Annotated in this window: 16 protein-coding genes and 2 pseudogenes; 7 read left to right on the top strand and 11 right to left on the bottom strand. The window is 70.6% G+C overall.

What is annotated here, in order from left to right; genetic code table 11:
• Together ABZS54_RS27030 and pcaD are read left to right on the top strand one after the other, a co-directional pair.
• A partial coding sequence (locus tag ABZS54_RS27030) for a hypothetical protein (RefSeq protein WP_355541300.1) occupies nt 1-346 on the top strand: 346 nt, incomplete at its 5' end.
• Nucleotides 343-1,119, top strand: a complete 777-nt coding sequence (pcaD, locus tag ABZS54_RS27035) for a 3-oxoadipate enol-lactonase (protein ID WP_355541303.1) — start codon at nt 343-345, stop codon at nt 1,117-1,119. The genes ABZS54_RS27030 and pcaD, both read left to right, overlap by 4 nt.
• Before the next feature lie 295 nt (nt 1,120-1,414).
• Here pcaD and ABZS54_RS27040 read toward each other — a convergent pair whose 3' ends face one another.
• From ABZS54_RS27040 to ABZS54_RS27050, 3 genes are all read right to left on the bottom strand, one after another.
• Entirely contained in the window at nt 1,415-2,050 is a 636-nt protein-coding gene (locus ABZS54_RS27040; RefSeq protein WP_355541306.1) for a hypothetical protein, read from the bottom strand.
• Nucleotides 2,051-2,175: 125 nt separating this feature from the next.
• Nucleotides 2,176-2,862, bottom strand: coding sequence for a hypothetical protein (locus ABZS54_RS27045; RefSeq protein ID WP_355541309.1), 687 nt, complete (start codon nt 2,860-2,862; stop codon nt 2,176-2,178).
• Nucleotides 2,863-3,447: 585 nt separating this feature from the next.
• Complete coding sequence (locus ABZS54_RS27050) at nt 3,448-4,023, bottom strand: TerD family protein (RefSeq protein WP_355541312.1); 576 nt, start codon at nt 4,021-4,023, stop codon at nt 3,448-3,450.
• 249 nt (nt 4,024-4,272) lie between these two features.
• Between ABZS54_RS27050 and ABZS54_RS27055 the strand changes: the two genes are divergently transcribed.
• Complete coding sequence (locus tag ABZS54_RS27055; protein WP_355541315.1) at nt 4,273-4,776, top strand: flavin reductase family protein; 504 nt, start codon at nt 4,273-4,275, stop codon at nt 4,774-4,776.
• 490 nt (nt 4,777-5,266) lie between these two features.
• Here ABZS54_RS27055 and ABZS54_RS27060 read toward each other — a convergent pair whose 3' ends face one another.
• Nucleotides 5,267-6,931, bottom strand: coding sequence for an MFS transporter (locus ABZS54_RS27060; RefSeq protein ID WP_355541318.1), 1,665 nt, complete (start codon nt 6,929-6,931; stop codon nt 5,267-5,269).
• 78 nt (nt 6,932-7,009) lie between these two features.
• On the opposite strand from ABZS54_RS27060, the gene ABZS54_RS27065 reads away from it, so the two are divergent.
• Both ABZS54_RS27065 and ABZS54_RS27070 read left to right on the top strand, forming a co-directional pair.
• On the top strand, nt 7,010-7,657 hold the full coding sequence (locus tag ABZS54_RS27065) for a helix-turn-helix domain-containing protein (protein ID WP_355541321.1): 648 nt from the start codon (nt 7,010-7,012) through the stop codon (nt 7,655-7,657).
• A gap of 198 nt (nt 7,658-7,855) precedes the next feature.
• Nucleotides 7,856-8,911 carry a cupin gene (locus tag ABZS54_RS27070; protein ID WP_355541324.1) on the top strand — a complete coding sequence of 352 codons (1,056 nt, stop codon included), beginning with the start codon at nt 7,856-7,858 and terminating at the stop codon, nt 8,909-8,911.
• Between the two features lie 35 nt (nt 8,912-8,946).
• Here the strand turns inward: ABZS54_RS27070 and ABZS54_RS27075 are convergent.
• The 4 genes and pseudogenes from ABZS54_RS27075 to ABZS54_RS27090 all read right to left on the bottom strand — a co-directional run.
• Nucleotides 8,947-9,459: pseudogene (locus ABZS54_RS27075) on the bottom strand (ATP-binding cassette domain-containing protein); the annotation flags it as partial.
• Nucleotides 9,460-9,650: 191 nt separating this feature from the next.
• Nucleotides 9,651-9,809, bottom strand: a complete 159-nt coding sequence (locus ABZS54_RS27080; RefSeq protein WP_355541389.1) for a hypothetical protein — start codon at nt 9,807-9,809, stop codon at nt 9,651-9,653.
• Between the two features lie 249 nt (nt 9,810-10,058).
• Entirely contained in the window at nt 10,059-11,627 is a 1,569-nt protein-coding gene (locus ABZS54_RS27085) for an endo-1,4-beta-xylanase (RefSeq protein WP_355541326.1), read from the bottom strand.
• 440 nt (nt 11,628-12,067) lie between these two features.
• A complete protein-coding gene (locus ABZS54_RS27090) occupies nt 12,068-12,544 on the bottom strand; it encodes a DUF6069 family protein (RefSeq protein WP_355541386.1) in 477 nt (158 codons plus the stop codon).
• Nucleotides 12,545-12,837: 293 nt separating this feature from the next.
• On the opposite strand from ABZS54_RS27090, the gene ABZS54_RS27095 reads away from it, so the two are divergent.
• Nucleotides 12,838-13,710 (top strand): AfsR/SARP family transcriptional regulator, encoded by an 873-nt coding sequence (locus ABZS54_RS27095; protein ID WP_355541329.1) that lies wholly within the window; start codon nt 12,838-12,840, stop codon nt 13,708-13,710.
• A gap of 286 nt (nt 13,711-13,996) precedes the next feature.
• Here the strand turns inward: ABZS54_RS27095 and ABZS54_RS27100 are convergent.
• Nucleotides 13,997-14,641: pseudogene (locus ABZS54_RS27100) on the bottom strand (zinc-binding dehydrogenase).
• 102 nt (nt 14,642-14,743) lie between these two features.
• Between ABZS54_RS27100 and ABZS54_RS27105 the strand changes: the two are divergent.
• Nucleotides 14,744-15,715: a helix-turn-helix domain-containing protein gene (locus ABZS54_RS27105; RefSeq protein ID WP_355541332.1), complete on the top strand. Its 972-nt coding sequence runs from the start codon at nt 14,744-14,746 to the stop codon at nt 15,713-15,715.
• 106 nt (nt 15,716-15,821) lie between these two features.
• Here ABZS54_RS27105 and ABZS54_RS27110 read toward each other — a convergent pair whose 3' ends face one another.
• Together ABZS54_RS27110 and ABZS54_RS27115 are read right to left on the bottom strand one after the other, a co-directional pair.
• Nucleotides 15,822-17,018 (bottom strand): UDP-N-acetylglucosamine--N-acetylmuramyl-(pentapeptide) pyrophosphoryl-undecaprenol N-acetylglucosamine transferase, encoded by a 1,197-nt coding sequence (locus ABZS54_RS27110; RefSeq protein WP_355541335.1) that lies wholly within the window; start codon nt 17,016-17,018, stop codon nt 15,822-15,824.
• A gap of 213 nt (nt 17,019-17,231) precedes the next feature.
• Nucleotides 17,232-17,408, bottom strand: a complete 177-nt coding sequence (locus ABZS54_RS27115) for a DUF397 domain-containing protein (protein ID WP_355541338.1) — start codon at nt 17,406-17,408, stop codon at nt 17,232-17,234.

Raw genomic sequence — 17,408 nt, forward strand, 5'->3', positions numbered from 1 at the left:
GGCGCTGCGACCGGCTGGGGGCGCGGCCGAGGCGGCGGCCGAACCGGCCCGGCGGCTGGACGTCCGTCCGGACCGGATGCGGGCCGACCTGGAGCTGACCCACGGGCGGATCGTGGCCGAGCGGCCGGCCGGCGAGCCGACCGCCGAACTCGGCAAGGAGGCGGCGCGGAGCCTGCTCACCGAGGCATCGCGGACCTCGGCGCGGACCGGCCGGCACCTTCGTGATCTGCTGGGGCGGTTGGACGAGGCGGTTTTCGATCCGGCCGCCTACATCGGCTCGGCCCCGGTTCTGATCGACCGGGCGCTCGCGCACCATCGCACCGTGTTCCAAGAGAAGGACCAATGACGATCGCCACGCTCAAGCACCGCTTCGACGGCCCGGCCGACGCCCCGGTGTTGATCCTAGGCCCCTCGCTGGGCACCGAACTGGGCATGTGGGACGCGCAGATTCCGGAGCTGTCCCGGCACCACCGGGTATTGCGCTACGACCTGCGTGGACACGGCACATCCCACCCGGTACCGGGCACGGCCTCGGTCGGCGACCTGGTCGGCGACGTGCTCACGTTGGCCGACTCGTACGGCATCAAGCGGTTCGCCTATGCCGGTGTCTCGCTCGGCGGCGCGGTCGGCCTGTGGATGGGCGTACATCACCCCGAGCGGCTGACCGCCCTGATCGCGTGCTGCACCTCGGCGCGCTTCGGCGAGCCGCAGGCGTGGCTGGACCGGGCTGCGACGGTGCGCTCACAGGGCATGCGGCAGTTGGCCGACACGGTGATCCAGCGCTGGTTCACCCCCGAATACGTCACGCGCGAGCCGGCGGCGGTGCAGCGGATCCTGGACATGCTGTACGCGTGTCCGCCGGGGGGCTACACGGGCTGCTGCGATGCGCTTGCGCACTACGACCTGCGTGCGGAGCTGGGCCGGATCGCCGTGCCCACGCTGGTGATCGGCGCGGATCGGGACCCGTCGACGCCGCTTGAGCACGCGCGCGAGCTGGCCGCCGGGATTCCCGGGGCCACGCTGGTCGAGGTCACCGACGCGGCGCACCTGGCGAACATCCAGCAGGCCGAGATCGTCACCTCGGCGATGTGCGCGCATCTGGCGGCGGTAGGCGTATGAGCTCGCGCTCGTGCTCGTGCCTGGCGGGGGTCGGCGCGGTTGGCGTATGAGCCCCCCGGAGGGGATGCGGGTGCGGTGGGGGCTGGGGGACGCGCATGCGTCGGCTGATCCCGACTGTGGCGACCGCCGCTTGGGCACTGTCGCGGGACGTGGCCCGGCACTGGACGGGGAGCGGGACATCGGCGGCGACGCGGACACCGGTGCGGGCGGGGACTGCCACCCGCGTGGGTGACAGTCCCCGCCCCGGCGTGCCGATCGTGCCCCGCCTCGCGCCCCTGCGCCGTGCCTCGTGGGCTCAGAGCTTGAGCATGCTCTGTAGGAACGTCCGGTACTTGTGCAATGCGAGCCGCAACTGCTCGGTGTCCCCACCGGCAGTGCGCTTGGTCTGCTCCAGTTCGGTGCGCCGGGTCTGAATCGAGTCGGTCACCAACTTGGTGACCTGGGCCGCGATGTCGTCCGCCTCCGAGACGGCGTCCGAGGGGCTGTCCACGAATCCGGCGAGTGCCTCGCGGAAGCGGTGGTTGAGCTCTTCGGCGGCAGCCCGGTCGAACATGGCCGCATCGTCGTCGTGGGTGCCGCCGTTGCTTCGACCGGTGGACTCGTCCGTCCCGGTTCGACCCCTGGCGGGTCCGGCGGCGGACGTGCCTCGCGGATCGGCCCCGGCCGGCGGGCTCGTCGGGGCGGGCGGCGCGTCCCGGCCGGTTCGGGGCGTCGGGTGCACGGTGGTGCCGTAGGGCTCCGCCTGGTCGTGCTGCTGGTGCGGCAGGGCACGAGCGGACGACTCGGGCGGGTTGTCCACGCTCGGACCGGGGCCGTCGGTGACCCTGGCCCGGCGAGCTGCGCGGTCTCGTTCGTCACGCTCGACTATGGGTACGTCGTCCCGGCCGGGACCGGAAGCGCCCGGCCCGCTCGGGAAGTTCTGCTTGCGCATCGGTGTGGTCCTCTCGTCCGGTACGACGGATGTCGCGCCGCTGTGCGGGGCGTCCCGGTGAGGACGCCCCGGCGGGTGAATCCTTGGTGGCGGCTCGGCCGACGCGTCGTCGACCGAGCCGAAGATCAGCGCTGTTCGGGCTTCGAGACATCCAGACGGGGCGAGTTCGCTTCGCCCGGCGCGGCCTGCCATTGATCGGTGTGCCCGTCGTGGGTGGCGTGGGGCGAATCGGTGGAATCGGCCGAGTTCGGGGCGGTGCCACCGTGTCGCGGCCGATAGGGCTGCCCGAGCAGATCGTCGAACAGGGCGCGGTGGTGGATCATCGCCTGGCGCAGGTCCTCGGTCTCGGCTTCGCCGGCCTCACTGCGCCGGGCGATCTCGTGCGCCTTGCGGTAGTGCTCCAGCGTGTGTCCGTGCTCGACGGACAGCAGTTCCATGCGCTTGTCGTGAGCGCCGGTGGGGTAGCCGCGCTCGCGCATCAGTCGGGTGATCAGTTCGTCCGCTTCCTGCACCGCGTCGTCCGGAGCGTCGACGAACCGTTCCTGGACCGCGGTCCACTCGGTTGCGTACTTCTCCCGCGCGGCCGGATCCAGCGGCTTGAGCGTGAGTTCGCTGTGTCGGCGCTCACGTTCGACCAGGTTGCGTTCGGCTTCGCGCCGGTCGCCGTACTGCTCGACGGCCCGGTCGTACTCGGGACCGAATCGGGCTTGCAGGTGCCTACGCCGCAACATCGGACGGCCCGCGAAGACGGCCGCGGCGGCGAGGACGACGACGATCACCACGATCAGGATGACGGTCGCTGTCGTGTTCACGGGAACTCCCAGATGGGTCGGGTCTCGGATCGTGCCTTTCGGCGGAACAGCGGACGCACTCCGTATATCGGGGGTTTCCGCTCATGCTCGACGTCTCATGCCTTGCCGGGTCCGGGCAGACCAAACCCGCGTGCGGACCGCGTTTCCGGCCGCGGAAGGCGAAGGGGTGCCGGGAGGGCAGGCTGGGTTGGCCTCAAGCGCCGGCCGGGCTGGGTTGGCCTCATGCGCCGGCCGGGCTGGGTTGGCCTCATGCGCCGGCCAGGCTGAGTGGCCTCAAGCGCCGGCCGGGCTGGATTTGCCTGGCTGAGGATTTTGGCATGCGGGCGCCGGGCTGGGGCCGGATTTGGTTGGCCTCGGTTGCGGCATGTGGCATGCCGGGCTGGAGCGGATTTGCTCAGTGCCGGTTCTCGGCTGCGGGGTGCCGGGGCCGACCGGATCGGCTTGGTCGAGGTTCGGCGGGGAGTCTTCGGGTGCGCAAAAACGCCGGCCGGGCTGTGAATAGCCCGGCCGGCGTTTGAGGCCACTCAGCCTGGCCGGCGTTTGAGGCCACCGAGGCCGAAGGCGAGGCCGCAGCCCGAGCGTGGCTCAGACGCTGACGCCGAAGTCCTTCGCGATGCCCGCGAGGCCGGAGGCGTAGCCCTGGCCGAGGGCGCGGAACTTCCAGTCGGTGCCGGCACGGTACAGCTCGCCGAAGAGCATCGCGGTCTCGGTGGACGCGTCCTCGGAGAGGTCGTAGCGCGCGAGTTCGACGTTGTCGGCGGCGTTGAGCACGCGGATGAACGCGTTGCGGACCTGGCCGAAGGACTGCTTGCGGTTGTCCGCGTCGTAGACCGAGACCGGGAAGACGACCTTGTCGACGTCCGCGGGCAGCTGCGCGAGGTTGACCTTGATCTGCTCGTCGTCGCCCTCGCCCGCGCCGGTGCGGTTGTCACCGGTGTGCTCGACGGTGCCGTCCGGGGTCTTCATGTTGTTGAAGAACACGAAGTGCTGGTCGGAGTAGACCTTGCCGGTCGCGTTGACCACGATCGCGCTCGCGTCGAGGTCGAAGTCCTCGCCCGTGGTCGTGCGCAGGTCCCAGCCCAGGCCGACGACGACCGCGGTCAGGCCCGGGGCCTCCTTGGTCAGGGAGACGTTTCCGCCCTTGCTCAGGCTCACGGCCATGGGTGTGTCCTTCCAGAGGATGTATGACGTCGCGGACGACGCTACTGCTACTGATCCGGACGTGCAGCAGGCACGCGTAAGTTCCCGAACACGCCGAAAGGGGCCGTCAAGGTGGCGGTGATCACGGGAGGGAAGCGCGGTCCAGGTTATTGACGGTTCGTCAGTTCCGCCGTTCAATGGCCAGGACAAACAGGCATATGACTATTAGTCATATGCAGAAAATCCAGCTTCTGACCCCTGGGGGCAGCCATGTCCAACGCAACGACGCCGTCGGCCGGGATCGATCAGGCGCGGATGCGTCAGGTGATGGGTCACTTCGCCACCGGCGTCACGGTGGTCACCGCGATCCACGACGGCGCGCCCGTGGGCATGGCATGCCAGTCGTTCACGTCGCTGTCGCTGGAGCCGGCGTACGTCTCGATCGCCCCGGCGCTCACCTCGACGACCTACCCGAAGGTGCGCGCGGCCGGCCGCTTCGTGGTCAACATCCTCGCCGAGGACCAGCAGGACGTGTGTCGCGCGATGGGCCGCAGCGGCGGCGACAAGTTCGTCGGCGTCGACTGGGCGCCGGCCGGCAACGGAGCTCCTCGGCTGGCCGGTGCGGTGGCCTGGATCGACTGCGACATCGCGCACGAGCTGCCCGGCGGCGACCACGTGATCGTGATCGGCGCGGTCACCGCCCTGGACCTGCCGCGGGACACCGCGCCGCTGATGTTCCACAAGGGCCGGTACGCGCGCCTGATCGCCGGGTAGCGCACCTCACCCCCCGGCGCCGCCCGGCAGCCCGTCCACCATGGCCACGGTGACGGCGGCGGCGCGGTCGTCCACGCCGGCTTGTTGACGGTGCGCAGCAGGTGTGTCTTGACGATGGCACGCCGACGTACACCTCGCGGCAGATCTCGGCGTTGGTCATCCCCGCGCGACCAGGCCGAGCACCTGCGTCTCGCGCGGGCTCAGCGCGTCGCGGATCGGTGCCTTCATCCGGGTGACCGGCTTCGCGGCCACCGGCGGCGCGAATACGGCCCCGCCCCGGGCGGCGGCGCGGACCGCGGCGCCGGTTCCACCTGTGGGGGTGTCCTTGAGCAGGTAGCCGATGGCGCCCGCCTCGACCGCGCACGATGTCGTCGTCGGTGTCGTACGTGGTCAGGATCAGCACATGCACCCCGGGCAACTCGCGCACGATCCGTCGGGTCACGGCGAGTCGGTGGACAGGCGACGCGGGATCGGGCGGGTAGGGGCGGCTTCAGCCGACGCGGGCGGTCTCGGCGCGGGTGGGCTCGTTCGACTCCGACTCCGACTCCGACTCCGACTCCGACTCCGACTCCGACTCCGACTCCGACTCCGACTCCGACTCCGACTTCGACTCCGGAGACGACTTCGATTCCGGGGAGTCGTCCTCCGCCGCCGGTCGCGGGTCCGGCATCCGCAGCGCGCACAACACCGCGAGCACCATCAACACCCCGGCGCCGGCGAACACGGCATCCACACTGGAGACGAATGCCCGCACCGCGTCCCCGTGTTCGGCCGGCCCCAGGCGGGCGATCGCGGAGACGTCGCCGACGTTGCTCTTCGCCGCGAACACCCGAGCGAGCAACGAGCCGAAGAGCGCGACGCTCAGCGTGCCGGCCAGCGACTGGAAGAACCGGATGCCGGTCGTGGTGACGCCCAGATGTTCCTTGGGTGCCGCCTGCTGGACCGCCAGGATCGCTTTGCCGACCAACTGCCCGAACCCCAGCCCCAGTACGAACAGGTCGCCGCGCAACATCCACAACGAGGTGTCCGTGCGCAGCAGCGCCAGGCCGCCGAAGGCGACGCCGGCGAACAGCGTGCCGGCCAGCAGTCCGCTGCGGACGTCCCACGGGAGCCTGGTCCCCACGATGCCGGCGACCACCATGCCCAGCGCCATGAAGGCCAGGTAGGCGCCCGCGTCCGTGGCATCCACACCGCGCGCCAGCTGGAGGTACAACATCAGATAGACCAGCGTGCCCAGCATCGCCGCGCCGGTCAGGCCCTGGAGCAGGAACCCGTTGCGGATGTAGGAGTTGCGAAACAGCGACAGCGGCAGGATCGGCACGGCGACCGTCGCCTGCCGCCACAGAAACAGGCCGAGCCCGACCGCCGCCACGACCAGCAGGCCGACGATCGTCGCCGAGTCCCACGCGTAGTCCTTGCCGCCCCACTGGCAGGCCAGCAGCAGCGCGCTCGCGAACACGGCCACCAGCGCGGCGCCGACGAAGTCGATCCGGGCGCCGGTGCCCGCGGCGGTGTGTCGGGGCAACCGCAGTGCCCACAGCGCGCCGCCGATGATCAGAAGCCCGAGTGGGACGTTGACGAAAAAGATCATCCGCCAGTTGCCGTGGTCGGCGAACAGCCCGCCGACGAACGGCCCAAGGGCCATGCCGCTGCCGCCCATGATGCCCGCGAGCGCTCCGGGGCCACCCTTGTCGCCGGGCTTCCTGAGCTGGGCCATCACGACCATGGTGACGCTCATCAGGCCACCTGCGCCGACCCCCTGGATCGCCCGGAAGGCGATCAGTTCGGTCATCGATCGGGCCAGCCCGCACAGGACCGAGCCGAGCAGGAAGGTTGCGATCGCCGCGAGGTAGATGCGCTTTGCCCCGAACACGTCGCACAACCGGCCGTACAGCGGCAGCACCACGGTGGCGGCCAGCGAGAACGCCACGACCAGCCACGCGACGTGGTCGACGCCGTGCACCGGGTCCAAGTCGCGCACGATCGGGACGATCGCGGCGGACACGATGTTCTGGTCCAGGATCGCCAGGACCATCGTCAGCAGGCACAGGATCATGCTCAGGCGGCGCTGGAACCCGGTCATCGTCGGAACCGCCGCGGTTTCCTCCGGCGCCGGCTGCGCCCGGTCGAGAGTTGCTCCTCTTGTCGTCTTCATGGCAGGACCATAGGACAAATTTTTATGTCGAGTCAATGTTTTGGTTTGATATATTTTTCGTCTTGGTACAGTTCTCTCATGACTCGGGAACTCGGCCTGCGCGAGCGCAAGAAGAACGAGACGCGGCGCATGTTGTGGCGGACCGCGATGCGGCTGTTCGTCGAGCGGGGCTTCGAGAACGTGTCTGTGGCGGAGATCGCCGCGGCTGCGAATGTGTCCAAGATGACCGTTTTCAATTACTACCCGGCCAAGGAAGACCTCGTTCTGAGCCCGATGGAGACGCACGTCGGCGAGCCGGCTCGGGTGGTGCGCGAGCGCGCGGCGGGCGAGACTGCGGTCGAGGCGCTGCGCCGGCACTTCCTGACCGCGCTGCGCGAGCGGGACCCGGTGGTCGGACTGAACGACGACACGCAGATCCTCAGCGTGCACCGGCTGATCCAGGAGACGCCGTCACTGCGGCACGGGGCCCTGGCCATGCTGGAGCGCAACCAGCATTTGTTGGCCACCGAGTTCGAGCGGGAGGCCGGCCGCCCGGGGGATCTGGCGTGTCGGCTGGCCGCCGGTCAGATTCTGGCCGTGCGGCAGATCCTGGTCGCCCGCACCATTGAGCGGCTGGCCGAGGGGGCGACGGCCGACGAGGTCTATCCGTCGGCGGTCGCCGAGGCGGAGCAGGCGTTCGCGCAGTTGGCCGACGGGTTGGCGGGCTTTTGTCCGGGGCAGGGGTGAGGCGTACGCGTCGCGGGTGTGCGGCGTAGCGCGGAGCGGGCGTGGCGCGTGGGGCGTGGCGCGTCGCCGGCTCCAGGCGTACCCCGCAACAGGCGAGCGGCGTATCGCCCGGCGGGTGTGAGACTTCCCGCTCTCCACGGCGACCGGCCCGGTGGCACCATGGCAGGACCGGGGGAGTCGCTCGTGAAGGGATTTCGGATGACCGCGCAGCCCGAGGTGACGGCCGATCAGCACCGGTCCGGAGAGCGGGAATCCGCGCTCTTCGATCCCACCGTCGCGGCGCCGCCGCTGGTCGACGTGGCCCGATTCGGCTTCGAGGGGCCGCTCGCCGCGACCGCAGCCGCATGGAGCGAGGACGCGGTCTACTGGGAGTACACGAAGGCGGCCAACCCGATCGGCGCCGGGTACACGACGCCCGTCCCGGTGGAGCGTTTCCCGGCCGAACTGCACGCGGGCGGGGTCACCCGGGTGATCCCGCTCGACCTCGCCGAGCCGATGCGGATCGCGGGCGGCCCGGCGACCAGTCCGGCACTGCTGGCCAACTTCGTCCGGATCAACGCGGGCGACCGGCTCGCGGTGCGGCCGAACGCGACCTCGCAGCTGTACTACGTCATGTACGGACGCGGCATGTCGCTGGTCGGCGGGCAGGCGGTGGAGTGGGAGAAGGGTGACTTCCTGGTCCTGCCGGACCTGGGCGAGATCACCCACCACGCGGCGCAGGACTCGCTCTTCTACTGGGTGCACGACGAGCCGCTGCTGCGCTACCTCGGGGTCACCCCGAACCAGGCCCGGTTCCGGCCGACCAAGTTCTCCCGGCACCGTGCGGTGGAGGAGCTCACCCGGATCGCCGAGGCGCCCGGCGCCAATGCCAAGAACCGGGTCAGCGTGTTGCTGAACACGATCGACCAGGACCAGACGCTGACGGTCACGCACACCCTGTGGGCGATGTTCGGCCTGCTCCCGGTGGACCAGATCCAGCGCCCGCACCGGCACCAGTCGGTCGCCTTGGACCTGATCCTGGACTGCGAGCCGGGCTGCTACACGCTGCTGGGCGACCGGCTCGACGAGCACGGCGAGATCGTCGACCCGCAGCGGGTGGAGTGGCAGCCCGGAGGCGCGTTCGTCACGCCTCCCGGGAAGTGGCACGCCCATCACAACGAGTCCGGCAGCCCGGCGCACCTGATCCCGATCCAGGACGCGGGCCTGCAGACCTATTTGCGCAGCCTCGACATCCGGTTCAGCGACCGGCGCTGAGGGGACGGGCGGGCGCCGGCGCCGGCGCCCGCCGCCTATCGGCCGCCCGCGCCACGGTCCAGGTTGCGGCGCAGGTATTCGCCGGTCAACGACTGCTTGTCGGCGAGCAGTTCCGCGGGTGTGCCCTCGAAGACCACCCGGCCGCCGTGCTTGCCGCCGTCCGGGCCCAGGTCGATCACCCAGTCCGCGCGACCGACCACGTCCAGGTTGTGCTCGATCACCAGGAGCGTGTTGCCGCCGTCGACGAGGCGGTCCAGCAGCGCGATCAGGGTGTCCACGTCGGACATGTGCAGGCCGGTGGTCGGCTCGTCGAGCACGTAGACGCTGCCGGTCTTGTGCAACTCGCCCGCCAGCTTGAGCCGTTGCCGCTCGCCGCCGGAGAGTGTGCTGAGCGGCTGGCCCAGCGTGACGTAGCCCAGGCCGACCTCGGCGAGCGCGGCCAGGTGCGTTCGGATGCGCTTCTCGGTGAAGAACTCGTGCGCGTCCTCGACGGTGAGCGCCAGCACGTCGATGATCGACTTGCCGCGCAGCGGGTACTCCAGCACCTCCGATTCTTCGGGATGCGCAGCGACACGTCCTTGAGGTTGTTTTCGCGCGCGCCGGTGATGACGATGTCGTTGATCATGCGGCTCCGTACCTCTTCGGCTCTTCGACGGCGGACCACGGCGGGCCTCCGGATCGGCCCGGGCCGCGTACGGGCGGGCGGGGAGGGGCCGGGGTTGGGGTCGGGTCCAGCAGGCTACGGGACGGCACCGACATCGCGGGCGGGTCGTGGGATGCGCCGGCGGGGCTGGAGTCGGACGCCGCCGGGAATCGGTACGACCGTCGGTACGACCGGCAGTCTGGTCATCTTGCCCACTGCGGTGAGCATCAGGGCGTGGATCTGTGCGGCACGCACACTCGAAGTCCTCCACGAGGCGGACCCGGCGTCCGAGGTCACGGCGACGAGCCTGTCCACAGGCTGTGCATGCAGCCTGGGGATCACTGGTGCTCGGGTGCGCGGAGGCCGCCCGGGCGTGGCCTCCACGCACCGGCGGGTTCGGTGGGTCGGCCGGCGCCGGGGTGGTTCGACCAGGCTGATCCGCCCCGTCGGGAAGGGCGGGTGCGCGCGCTCGAAGGCTGAACGGGCACACCCTCCCTCCGGTGCTCAGAGGTGGCCGGGGATACCGGCCAACTGCCATACCTGGTTTGCCGCCACCGTCGGATCGGCGTTGCAGGTGTACTGGATGAGCGGCGCCTGGTTGTTCATGGAGACCTGCGCCACGTCGACGCACTTGTAGCTGTGGGTCGGCCGCAGCTGGAACGACGCGGCGGAGCCGAAGCCGGTCACCCGACGCAGTTCGAAGCGCTGCTCGGGCCCGCTGCCGCAGGTGCTCTGGATGACGGCGGCCCCCGGCGCGGTGGACGCGCCCGCCACGGTGACGCAACGCCCGTTCCCGGTGTTGACGATCGTGTAGATGCCGGGTGAGACACGGCGGAAGGCGAAGCTTTGCGCGGACGTCCCGTTGCATGTGTACTGCTGCAACTGAATGTCGAGAGTCTTCTCGCTGTGTGGCACGTCCAGGCACTTGCCCGAGTGGGCGGCCACCGCGGTAGTGGTGAAGTCACGGTCGGCCAAGGCCGCGTTCACCGCGGTGTAGGCGGCCTTGGGGGCCAGATTCGTGTCGAACATCGTCGCCGCTCCCCAACCGGGGAGGGACGAGGGCACCCACGAGTGGGCGTCGGTGAAACCCCATACGGTCGTGGACACGCACCGGGTCACCGCGATACAGCTCCGCACGATGGAGTCGTACGCCGCCGTCTGCGCGTCGACCTGAGCCTGCGTGGGCGGCAGTGTCATCCGGACATCGAGTTCGGTGATCGCCACGTCGAAGCCCGCGTCGGCGAACTTGCCGAGCAATCCCTTTAGTTGCGACACGTCGGTGTTGACGGTGACGTGCGTCTGGAAGCCGATGCCGTCGAGCGGGACGCCCTGCCGGCGCAGATTGGTGGCCAGGTCGAACAAGGCCGTGCTCTTGGAGTTGACGCGTTCGGCGTTGTAGTCGTTGATGTACAGCTTGGCCGTGGGGTCGGCGGCTCGGGCCCAACGCAGCGCGTCGGCGATATAGCCGGTGCCCAGCCGGTCGCTCCAGAACGAGGAGCGCATGGTGCCGTCGTCGTTGAGGACCTCGTTGACGACGTCCCAGATGTGCACCCGGTCCTTGTAGCGGGACACGACGGCTTCGATGTGCGCCTTGAGGATGGCGCGCAGTTCGTCCGCGCCGAAATTGCCGTGCGCGACCCAGTCGGGGACGGAGTTGTACCAGACCGACGTCTGACCGCGTACGTCCTGCCCGGCGCCGGCGGCGAAGTCGATCACCGTGTCGGCGTCCTGCCACTGGTACACACCGCGTTGCGGCTCGGTCCGCGACCAACCCATGGCGCTCTCGGGGGTGATGCTGTTGAACTCGTAGCGGACCTTGTCCCGATAGTCCTGCTCGTTGGACAGGGCGCCGGCCGCGACGGCGGTCCCGAAGCGCATCCCGCGGGCGGCGGCGAGAGTGCGCAGCGTCGCGGTCTGTGCGGTGCCCGTCGAAACGGCGGCCGTGGGGGCGGTGTTGCCCGCTCCCGGGCTTTCGGCCGCGGTCGAGTCGAATCGGGGAATCGTTGCGAACAGCGCGGCCAGAACCGCGACCACGAGACTCGTGACGATCGTCAGGCGCCGCGGGCGCGTCACGCCGCGTACGCGAAAGGCTCGCTGTGAGCCGTCCGGCCGCCAAAGCGAACGGGGCCGGTGGGTAGATGACATGGGTACATGAGAACACGATCATGTACGGGTCCGCCTGGGGACAATCCCTCATGATGCCGCCGATGTCCCGGCGCAGCCGCCGCTCGGTCGGCCTTTGCCGGGAACGGGAGTTCGACCGTGTCGGCTGCCCCGGGTGGACGCATGGACCGCAGGGAGGGCGTCGAGCGTCATCGACGAGGGCGGCACCGTGCGCTGCACCCGGCCTGCCACGAAGCGGTGGCCGGCTTCGCCCCGAACCCGAACCCGGACCCGGACCCGAACCCGGACCTCGCCGAACCATTGCCGATCGGCGGCATCCAGGCCCGAGCCGCTCGCCTCGACAACGTTCTCGTGTGGCGACACCCACCACGCTCCGCCCGTGCGGCGGGTCAGCGCGACGTGCGCAGCATCGGGAACAGGGCCGCGCCCGTGACCGCGTGCAGGATCGCCAGCATGACCTTGGTGTCGGTGGTGGCCTGTTCCAGGCCGATCGGGATGAAGGACAGGACGAGGACGGCGGTGGCCGTCACGGTCCAAATCGTCTTGGCGTGCCGGGTGAAGCGTTCCAGGAGGGCCGGCGTGCCCCACGCGAGCAGGCCCACCACCAGGTTGACCACGGCGATTTCCACGGTGACGAATCGGTGGGCCTCGGTCTTGCCGGGGTCGGTGATGGCGAAGTCGGTGCCGAGGGTGGACGCGGCCACGAAAAGCGCGCTGTTGGCCGCCACGGCGAGGCCGACGAGGGTCGCGCGGCGGCGGCGACGGACGGCCGAGCGGCAGCGTTGCCCAGCATGAGCACCGCTCGCCGAGCACGCCGCGCCCGGACCGCCGACCGAGCTTCGTACTGCTCGTGATGCTCGGCGCAGCGTCCGCGGTGCGTGGGGCTCGCCTCACAGTCGAGACAGCGCACCCCGCGGCAGGGGCGGGGGCGCGACCGAACCAGCGAGCGTACGGGACGACACCGACAGCGACATGGCAACCGACGTTGCCGGCGCGGCGTGGTCGCGAGCGGAGGCGGTCCCGATCAGCCTGAGGGTCCCTCGACTCGGCGGGAGAGCGGAACCCCATCTCGTGATGTGTCGTCACTTTCCATATGACGAGGGGGATTCCGTCGCGCGGGCAGGTTGGGGAGCCACCGCGCAACGATGAGTCGGGGGGCTTGTCCTTCCAAGTGTTGGGGTCGACCCGGGTTTTGGGCCCCGACGGAAGCGCACTGAACATCGGGCCGAGGCGGCAGCGCGAGCTGTTGACGCTGCTGCTGTTGCGGCCCGGGGTCGCGGTACCGGTTGACCGGCTGGCCGAGGAACTGTGGAACGGCCGGCCGCCACCCGGCGCGCGATCGACGCTGCACGCCTATCTGTCCGGCCTGCGACGGGTGTTGGAGCCGGGACGAAGGGCGCCCTATCGGGTATTGACTACGCGCGATGACTCGTACGCCCTGGAGGTGCCGGCCGGACGGCTGGACACCACGCGGTGGCATGCGTTGGCCGAGGCGGGTCGGGCCGCGAGCGCGGCGGGTGCGTTCGATCGGGCAGACGAACTGCTGCGTGGGGCGCTGGCGTTGTGGACCGGGGATCCGTTCGCGGAATTGGTCGATCACGAGGTGGCGCAGGCCGAGCGGGCGCGGTTGGCCGAGGAGCACACCGCACTGCTGGAGGAGGCGGCCGAGTGCCGACTCGCGCTCGGCGCGCATGCTTCGGTGATCGGCGACCTGATGGCGTTGGTCCGGGAGTATCCGCTGCGGGAGCGACCTCGGGCGCAACTGGCCCTGGCGCTCTATCGATCGGGGCGGCAGGCGGAGGCGTTGGCGGTGCTCGAGGCCGGTCGGCGGTTGTGCGCGGAGGAGTTGGGCCTGGACCCGGGCCCGCGGCTGCGTGACCTCCAAGCGGCGATCCTGCGCCAGGATCCGATGCTCGTCGCTCCGGATCGGCCACCGGCGCCGGCGTCGGTGTGCTCGGCCCGCCGGAACCTGATGGCGGCCCGCCCGCATCGACCCTGCCCGCATCGGGGTTCGCCGCACCGGCGCCGGTAGCGGGCGAGGCCGGGTGGGTCGTTGCCCGGACGGGCGGCCGTTGCGCGGGCGTGCGTCGCCCTGTCGGTCGTTGCCCGGGCGCCGGGCCCGGCGACGGCGGATGCGGCGCGGAGATGCACGGCGGCGTAAGCGAAGCAACCGGTCGGTTGTATACGCCATGGTGTACGCAACCGGCCCGCTCGGCCGGGCGCCGCTTCGTGCCGCGATACGGCGAAGTTCCGCGATACGGCGGGCATCCGCGATACGGCGGAGATCCGTGAGCTGCGCCGCCTCGACCGGGCGTCGGTCAGACCGTCAGGACGATCTTGCCCGTGACCCGGCCGGTCGCCCCGCGCTCGTGTGCCTTGGCCACGTCCGCCGGCGGGAACACCGAGTCGATCGCGGCACGCAGCCGCCCGGCCTCGGCCAGGGCCGCGACCTGCCGCATGGACGCGTGGTCGGCCTCGACGAGCATCTCGGCGGCGCGGACCCCGTACCGCTCCACGTCCAGGTCCCTGACATGGTTCACGATCGCGACGAGGATGCCGCCCCGGCGCAGGGTCGACAACGACCGCGGCCGGCGGAAGCGCCGCGGCCTGCATGTGGTCGATGTTCGCCGGCTTGCGCACCAGGTGGCGGGCTGCCGAGACCACGTACTCGGCGTGCGACCCGTTCCCGTACGGGTACCGCAGCATGCCGAACACCTCGTCGCCCGGCCGGTGGATCGTCACTCCCAGGCCGACCGCCTCCACCACGCCCGAAAGCTCCCATCCGAGCACGAACGGCGGCTCGCCCAGGATCAGGCCCGTGGCCCGGTGTATCCAGTCGGTCGGGTTGACGCCTGCCGCGTGCACCTCGACCAGCACCTCGCTCGGACCGGGTGCCGGCCGCTTCAGCTCGACCTCCCTCAGCACCTCGGGACCGCCAGAACGTCCTGACTGATTGCACGCATGGACTTCTCTCCCCGGTTCGAAAAGCTCCCCTCGGACATCGTGGCGATCGCTCGATCGCCGGTGCGAGCGTCCGGAACAACTTGGTGCGTACAATTTCGGACGTGAGCACAGTTGCGATAGCCGTCGCCGACGGGATCCTGCACTTCGAACTGGCCATGGCCTACGAGCTGTTCGGCACCGCCCCACCGGTTCCGGTCGAGAACTGGTACGAGCTCGCCATCTGCGGGGCCGGCACGGTGCGGGCCGACGGCCGCTTCCTGCTCGAACCCGACAGCGGCCTCGACCGGCTCGTCCTGGCCGACACCGTGATCGTCCCCGGGTGGGCCGACGTCGACACCGACCCACCGGCGGACCTCGTCGACGCCGTACGTGCGGCGCACGAGGCCGGCGCGCGGGTGGCCTCGCTGTGCACGGGCGCTTTCGTACTCGCCGCCGCCGGTCTGCTGGAGGGGCGGCGCGCCACCACGCACTGGGCACACACCGAGGTGTTGGCCGCACGCTTTCCCGGCGTCGAGGTCGACCCGGACGTGCTCTACGTCGACAACGGCAGCGTGCTCACCTCCGCGGGCAAGGCCGCCGCGATGGATCTGTGCCTGCACCTGGTCCGGCGCGACCACGGCTCGGTGATCGCCAACGCGCTGGCCCGCAGACTGGTCGTACAGCCGCACCGACCGGGCGGCCAGGCCCAGTTCGTCGCCTCCCCGATGCCCGAACAGCCCGACCACCCGCTCGGCGAGCTGCTCGCGTGGGCGGCCGGGCGCCTGGACCAACCGCTGACGGTGGAGGATCTGGCCCGTCGGGCGAACATGAGCTCGCGCCACCTCGGCCGCCATTTCAGGTCGATGACGGGCACCACCCCGTTGCAATGGCTGCTGACCCAGCGGATCCACCGGGCTCAGGAGCTGCTGGAGACCACGGACGACAGCGTGGAGGTCATCGCGGAGGCCACCGGCATGGGAACCGGCGCTACCCTCCGCCGCCACTTCAACCGCACGATCGGCGTGCCCCCCGACGCCTACCGCCGCACCTTCCATCGGCGCCGCGCCGAGGGCACGGCGGGCAGCCCGGGGTGATCACGAGGAGCGCCACGCACCGGCGCACCTTGCCCGCGAGGCCGCCACCCCGCGGGGCTTGCACGCCGGACGTGGGCCGCCCGGCGTGCGAATCGCGGGCGAGGCCCTACCGGCCACCGCCGGCGACGGACAGTACGACGTCGGCCAACCGCTCGGCGGCGTCGGGGCGGCCGTGTTTGCGGGCCTGCCTGGCCATTTCGGTGCGCCTGTCGGCATTCGTGAGCAGGGGTTCCACGGCGTCGCGCAGGGCCTGGGGGGTGGCTTCGCCGAGTAGGGCCGCGGCGGCGCCGGCGTCGTGCAGGTGGCGGGCGTTGTGCGCCTGTTCGTTGCCTGCGGAGGTGGCCAGCGGGACGAAGACGGCGGCCTTGCCCAGGGCGGTGAGCTCGGCGAGCGTGCCCGCGCCGCTTCGGGAGATCACCACGTCGGCCAGGGCGAGTACATCGGGCAGTTCCGGGCCCACGTAACCGGTCAGCAGGTAGCGAGGGGCGAGGTCGACGGCGAGCGTCGCGGTGTGCTGTCGAAGTTCGGCGAGGTTGGCCGGGCCGCACTGGTGGATGACGTTGGCGTGGGACAGCAGCCACGGCAGGATGTCGCGTACCAGGGTGTTGATCTGCTGCGATCCCTGCGCTCCGCCGGTGACGTAGACGGTGGGGCGGCCCCGGTCGAAGCCTCCCAGACCCAGGGCTTGGAACGCTCTGTCGGGCTGCCCGGCCAGGACCTCGGGCCGAACCGGATTGCCGGTGACCACGGCCGTCGCCCGGGCCGCCTCGGGGAGAAGCGGCAGAGTCGATTCGGAGGACACGGCCACGCGCGTCGCCCGGCGGGCGAGTGACCGGTTGGCCAGGCCCAGTCGGACCGTCTGCTCGTGGACCACCAGGGGGCGACGGCTCAATCGGGTGGCCAGGCCGACCGGGACGGCGACGTAGCCGCCGGTGGCGAGTACGACGTCGGGACGGAAGCCGGAGACGATCCGGCGGGCCTGGAGGACGCCGAGCGGTACGCGGACCATGTCCTTGATGTTGGCCGGGGAGATCATCTTCAGCGGATTGGCGGAGCGGCGGATCTTGCCGGTCGCGACGGAGGCGAATCGGATCCCGGCGCCGGCCGCGACACGCGCTTCAAGGCTGTCGGCCGTCCCGACCCACAGGACATCCAACGTCCCGCCGGTAGCCGCGAGCCTGGCCTGAAGCGCGCGCACGGTGGTGAGCGCCGGGTAGGTGTGGCCGCCGGTCCCACCTCCCGTGACGACGAGGCGCAGAGTCGAACCGGGGCCGCCCAAGGGGCGGTTGACGTCGCTATCCACGAAAGAGCACCAATCTGACTGCACCGGGACTGGGCCCACGTCTGAGGGTGGCGGACCAATCGCGGACGATAGCAGCCGTTCCGCGCGCACTCCCGATCCCCGACGCCGCAAGCACACACCTGCGGAGACTCTTACCGGGCGCGGTCCGGAACGAACAGCGGGCCACGTTGGTGCGTTCGCCGCTGCTGCTGTGAGCAGGTCGGCTCTCGGCGGTCAGGCTTTGAGCGCGCGTACGAGTTCGACCCATGCGGTGCGGGCGATTTCGAGGTGGCCGAGACTTCGGTTTTTGGTGTCGCGTATGCCGGTCTTGGCGGGTAGCGGTGCGACCTCCACACACGCATCGTTGTGTGCCGACCGCTGACTCTTTCGCCACGCGTACGTCTCGACCAT

The organism is Embleya sp. NPDC005575, assembly GCF_040605455.1.
In the GTDB taxonomy this organism is placed as follows: domain Bacteria; phylum Actinomycetota; class Actinomycetes; order Streptomycetales; family Streptomycetaceae; genus Embleya.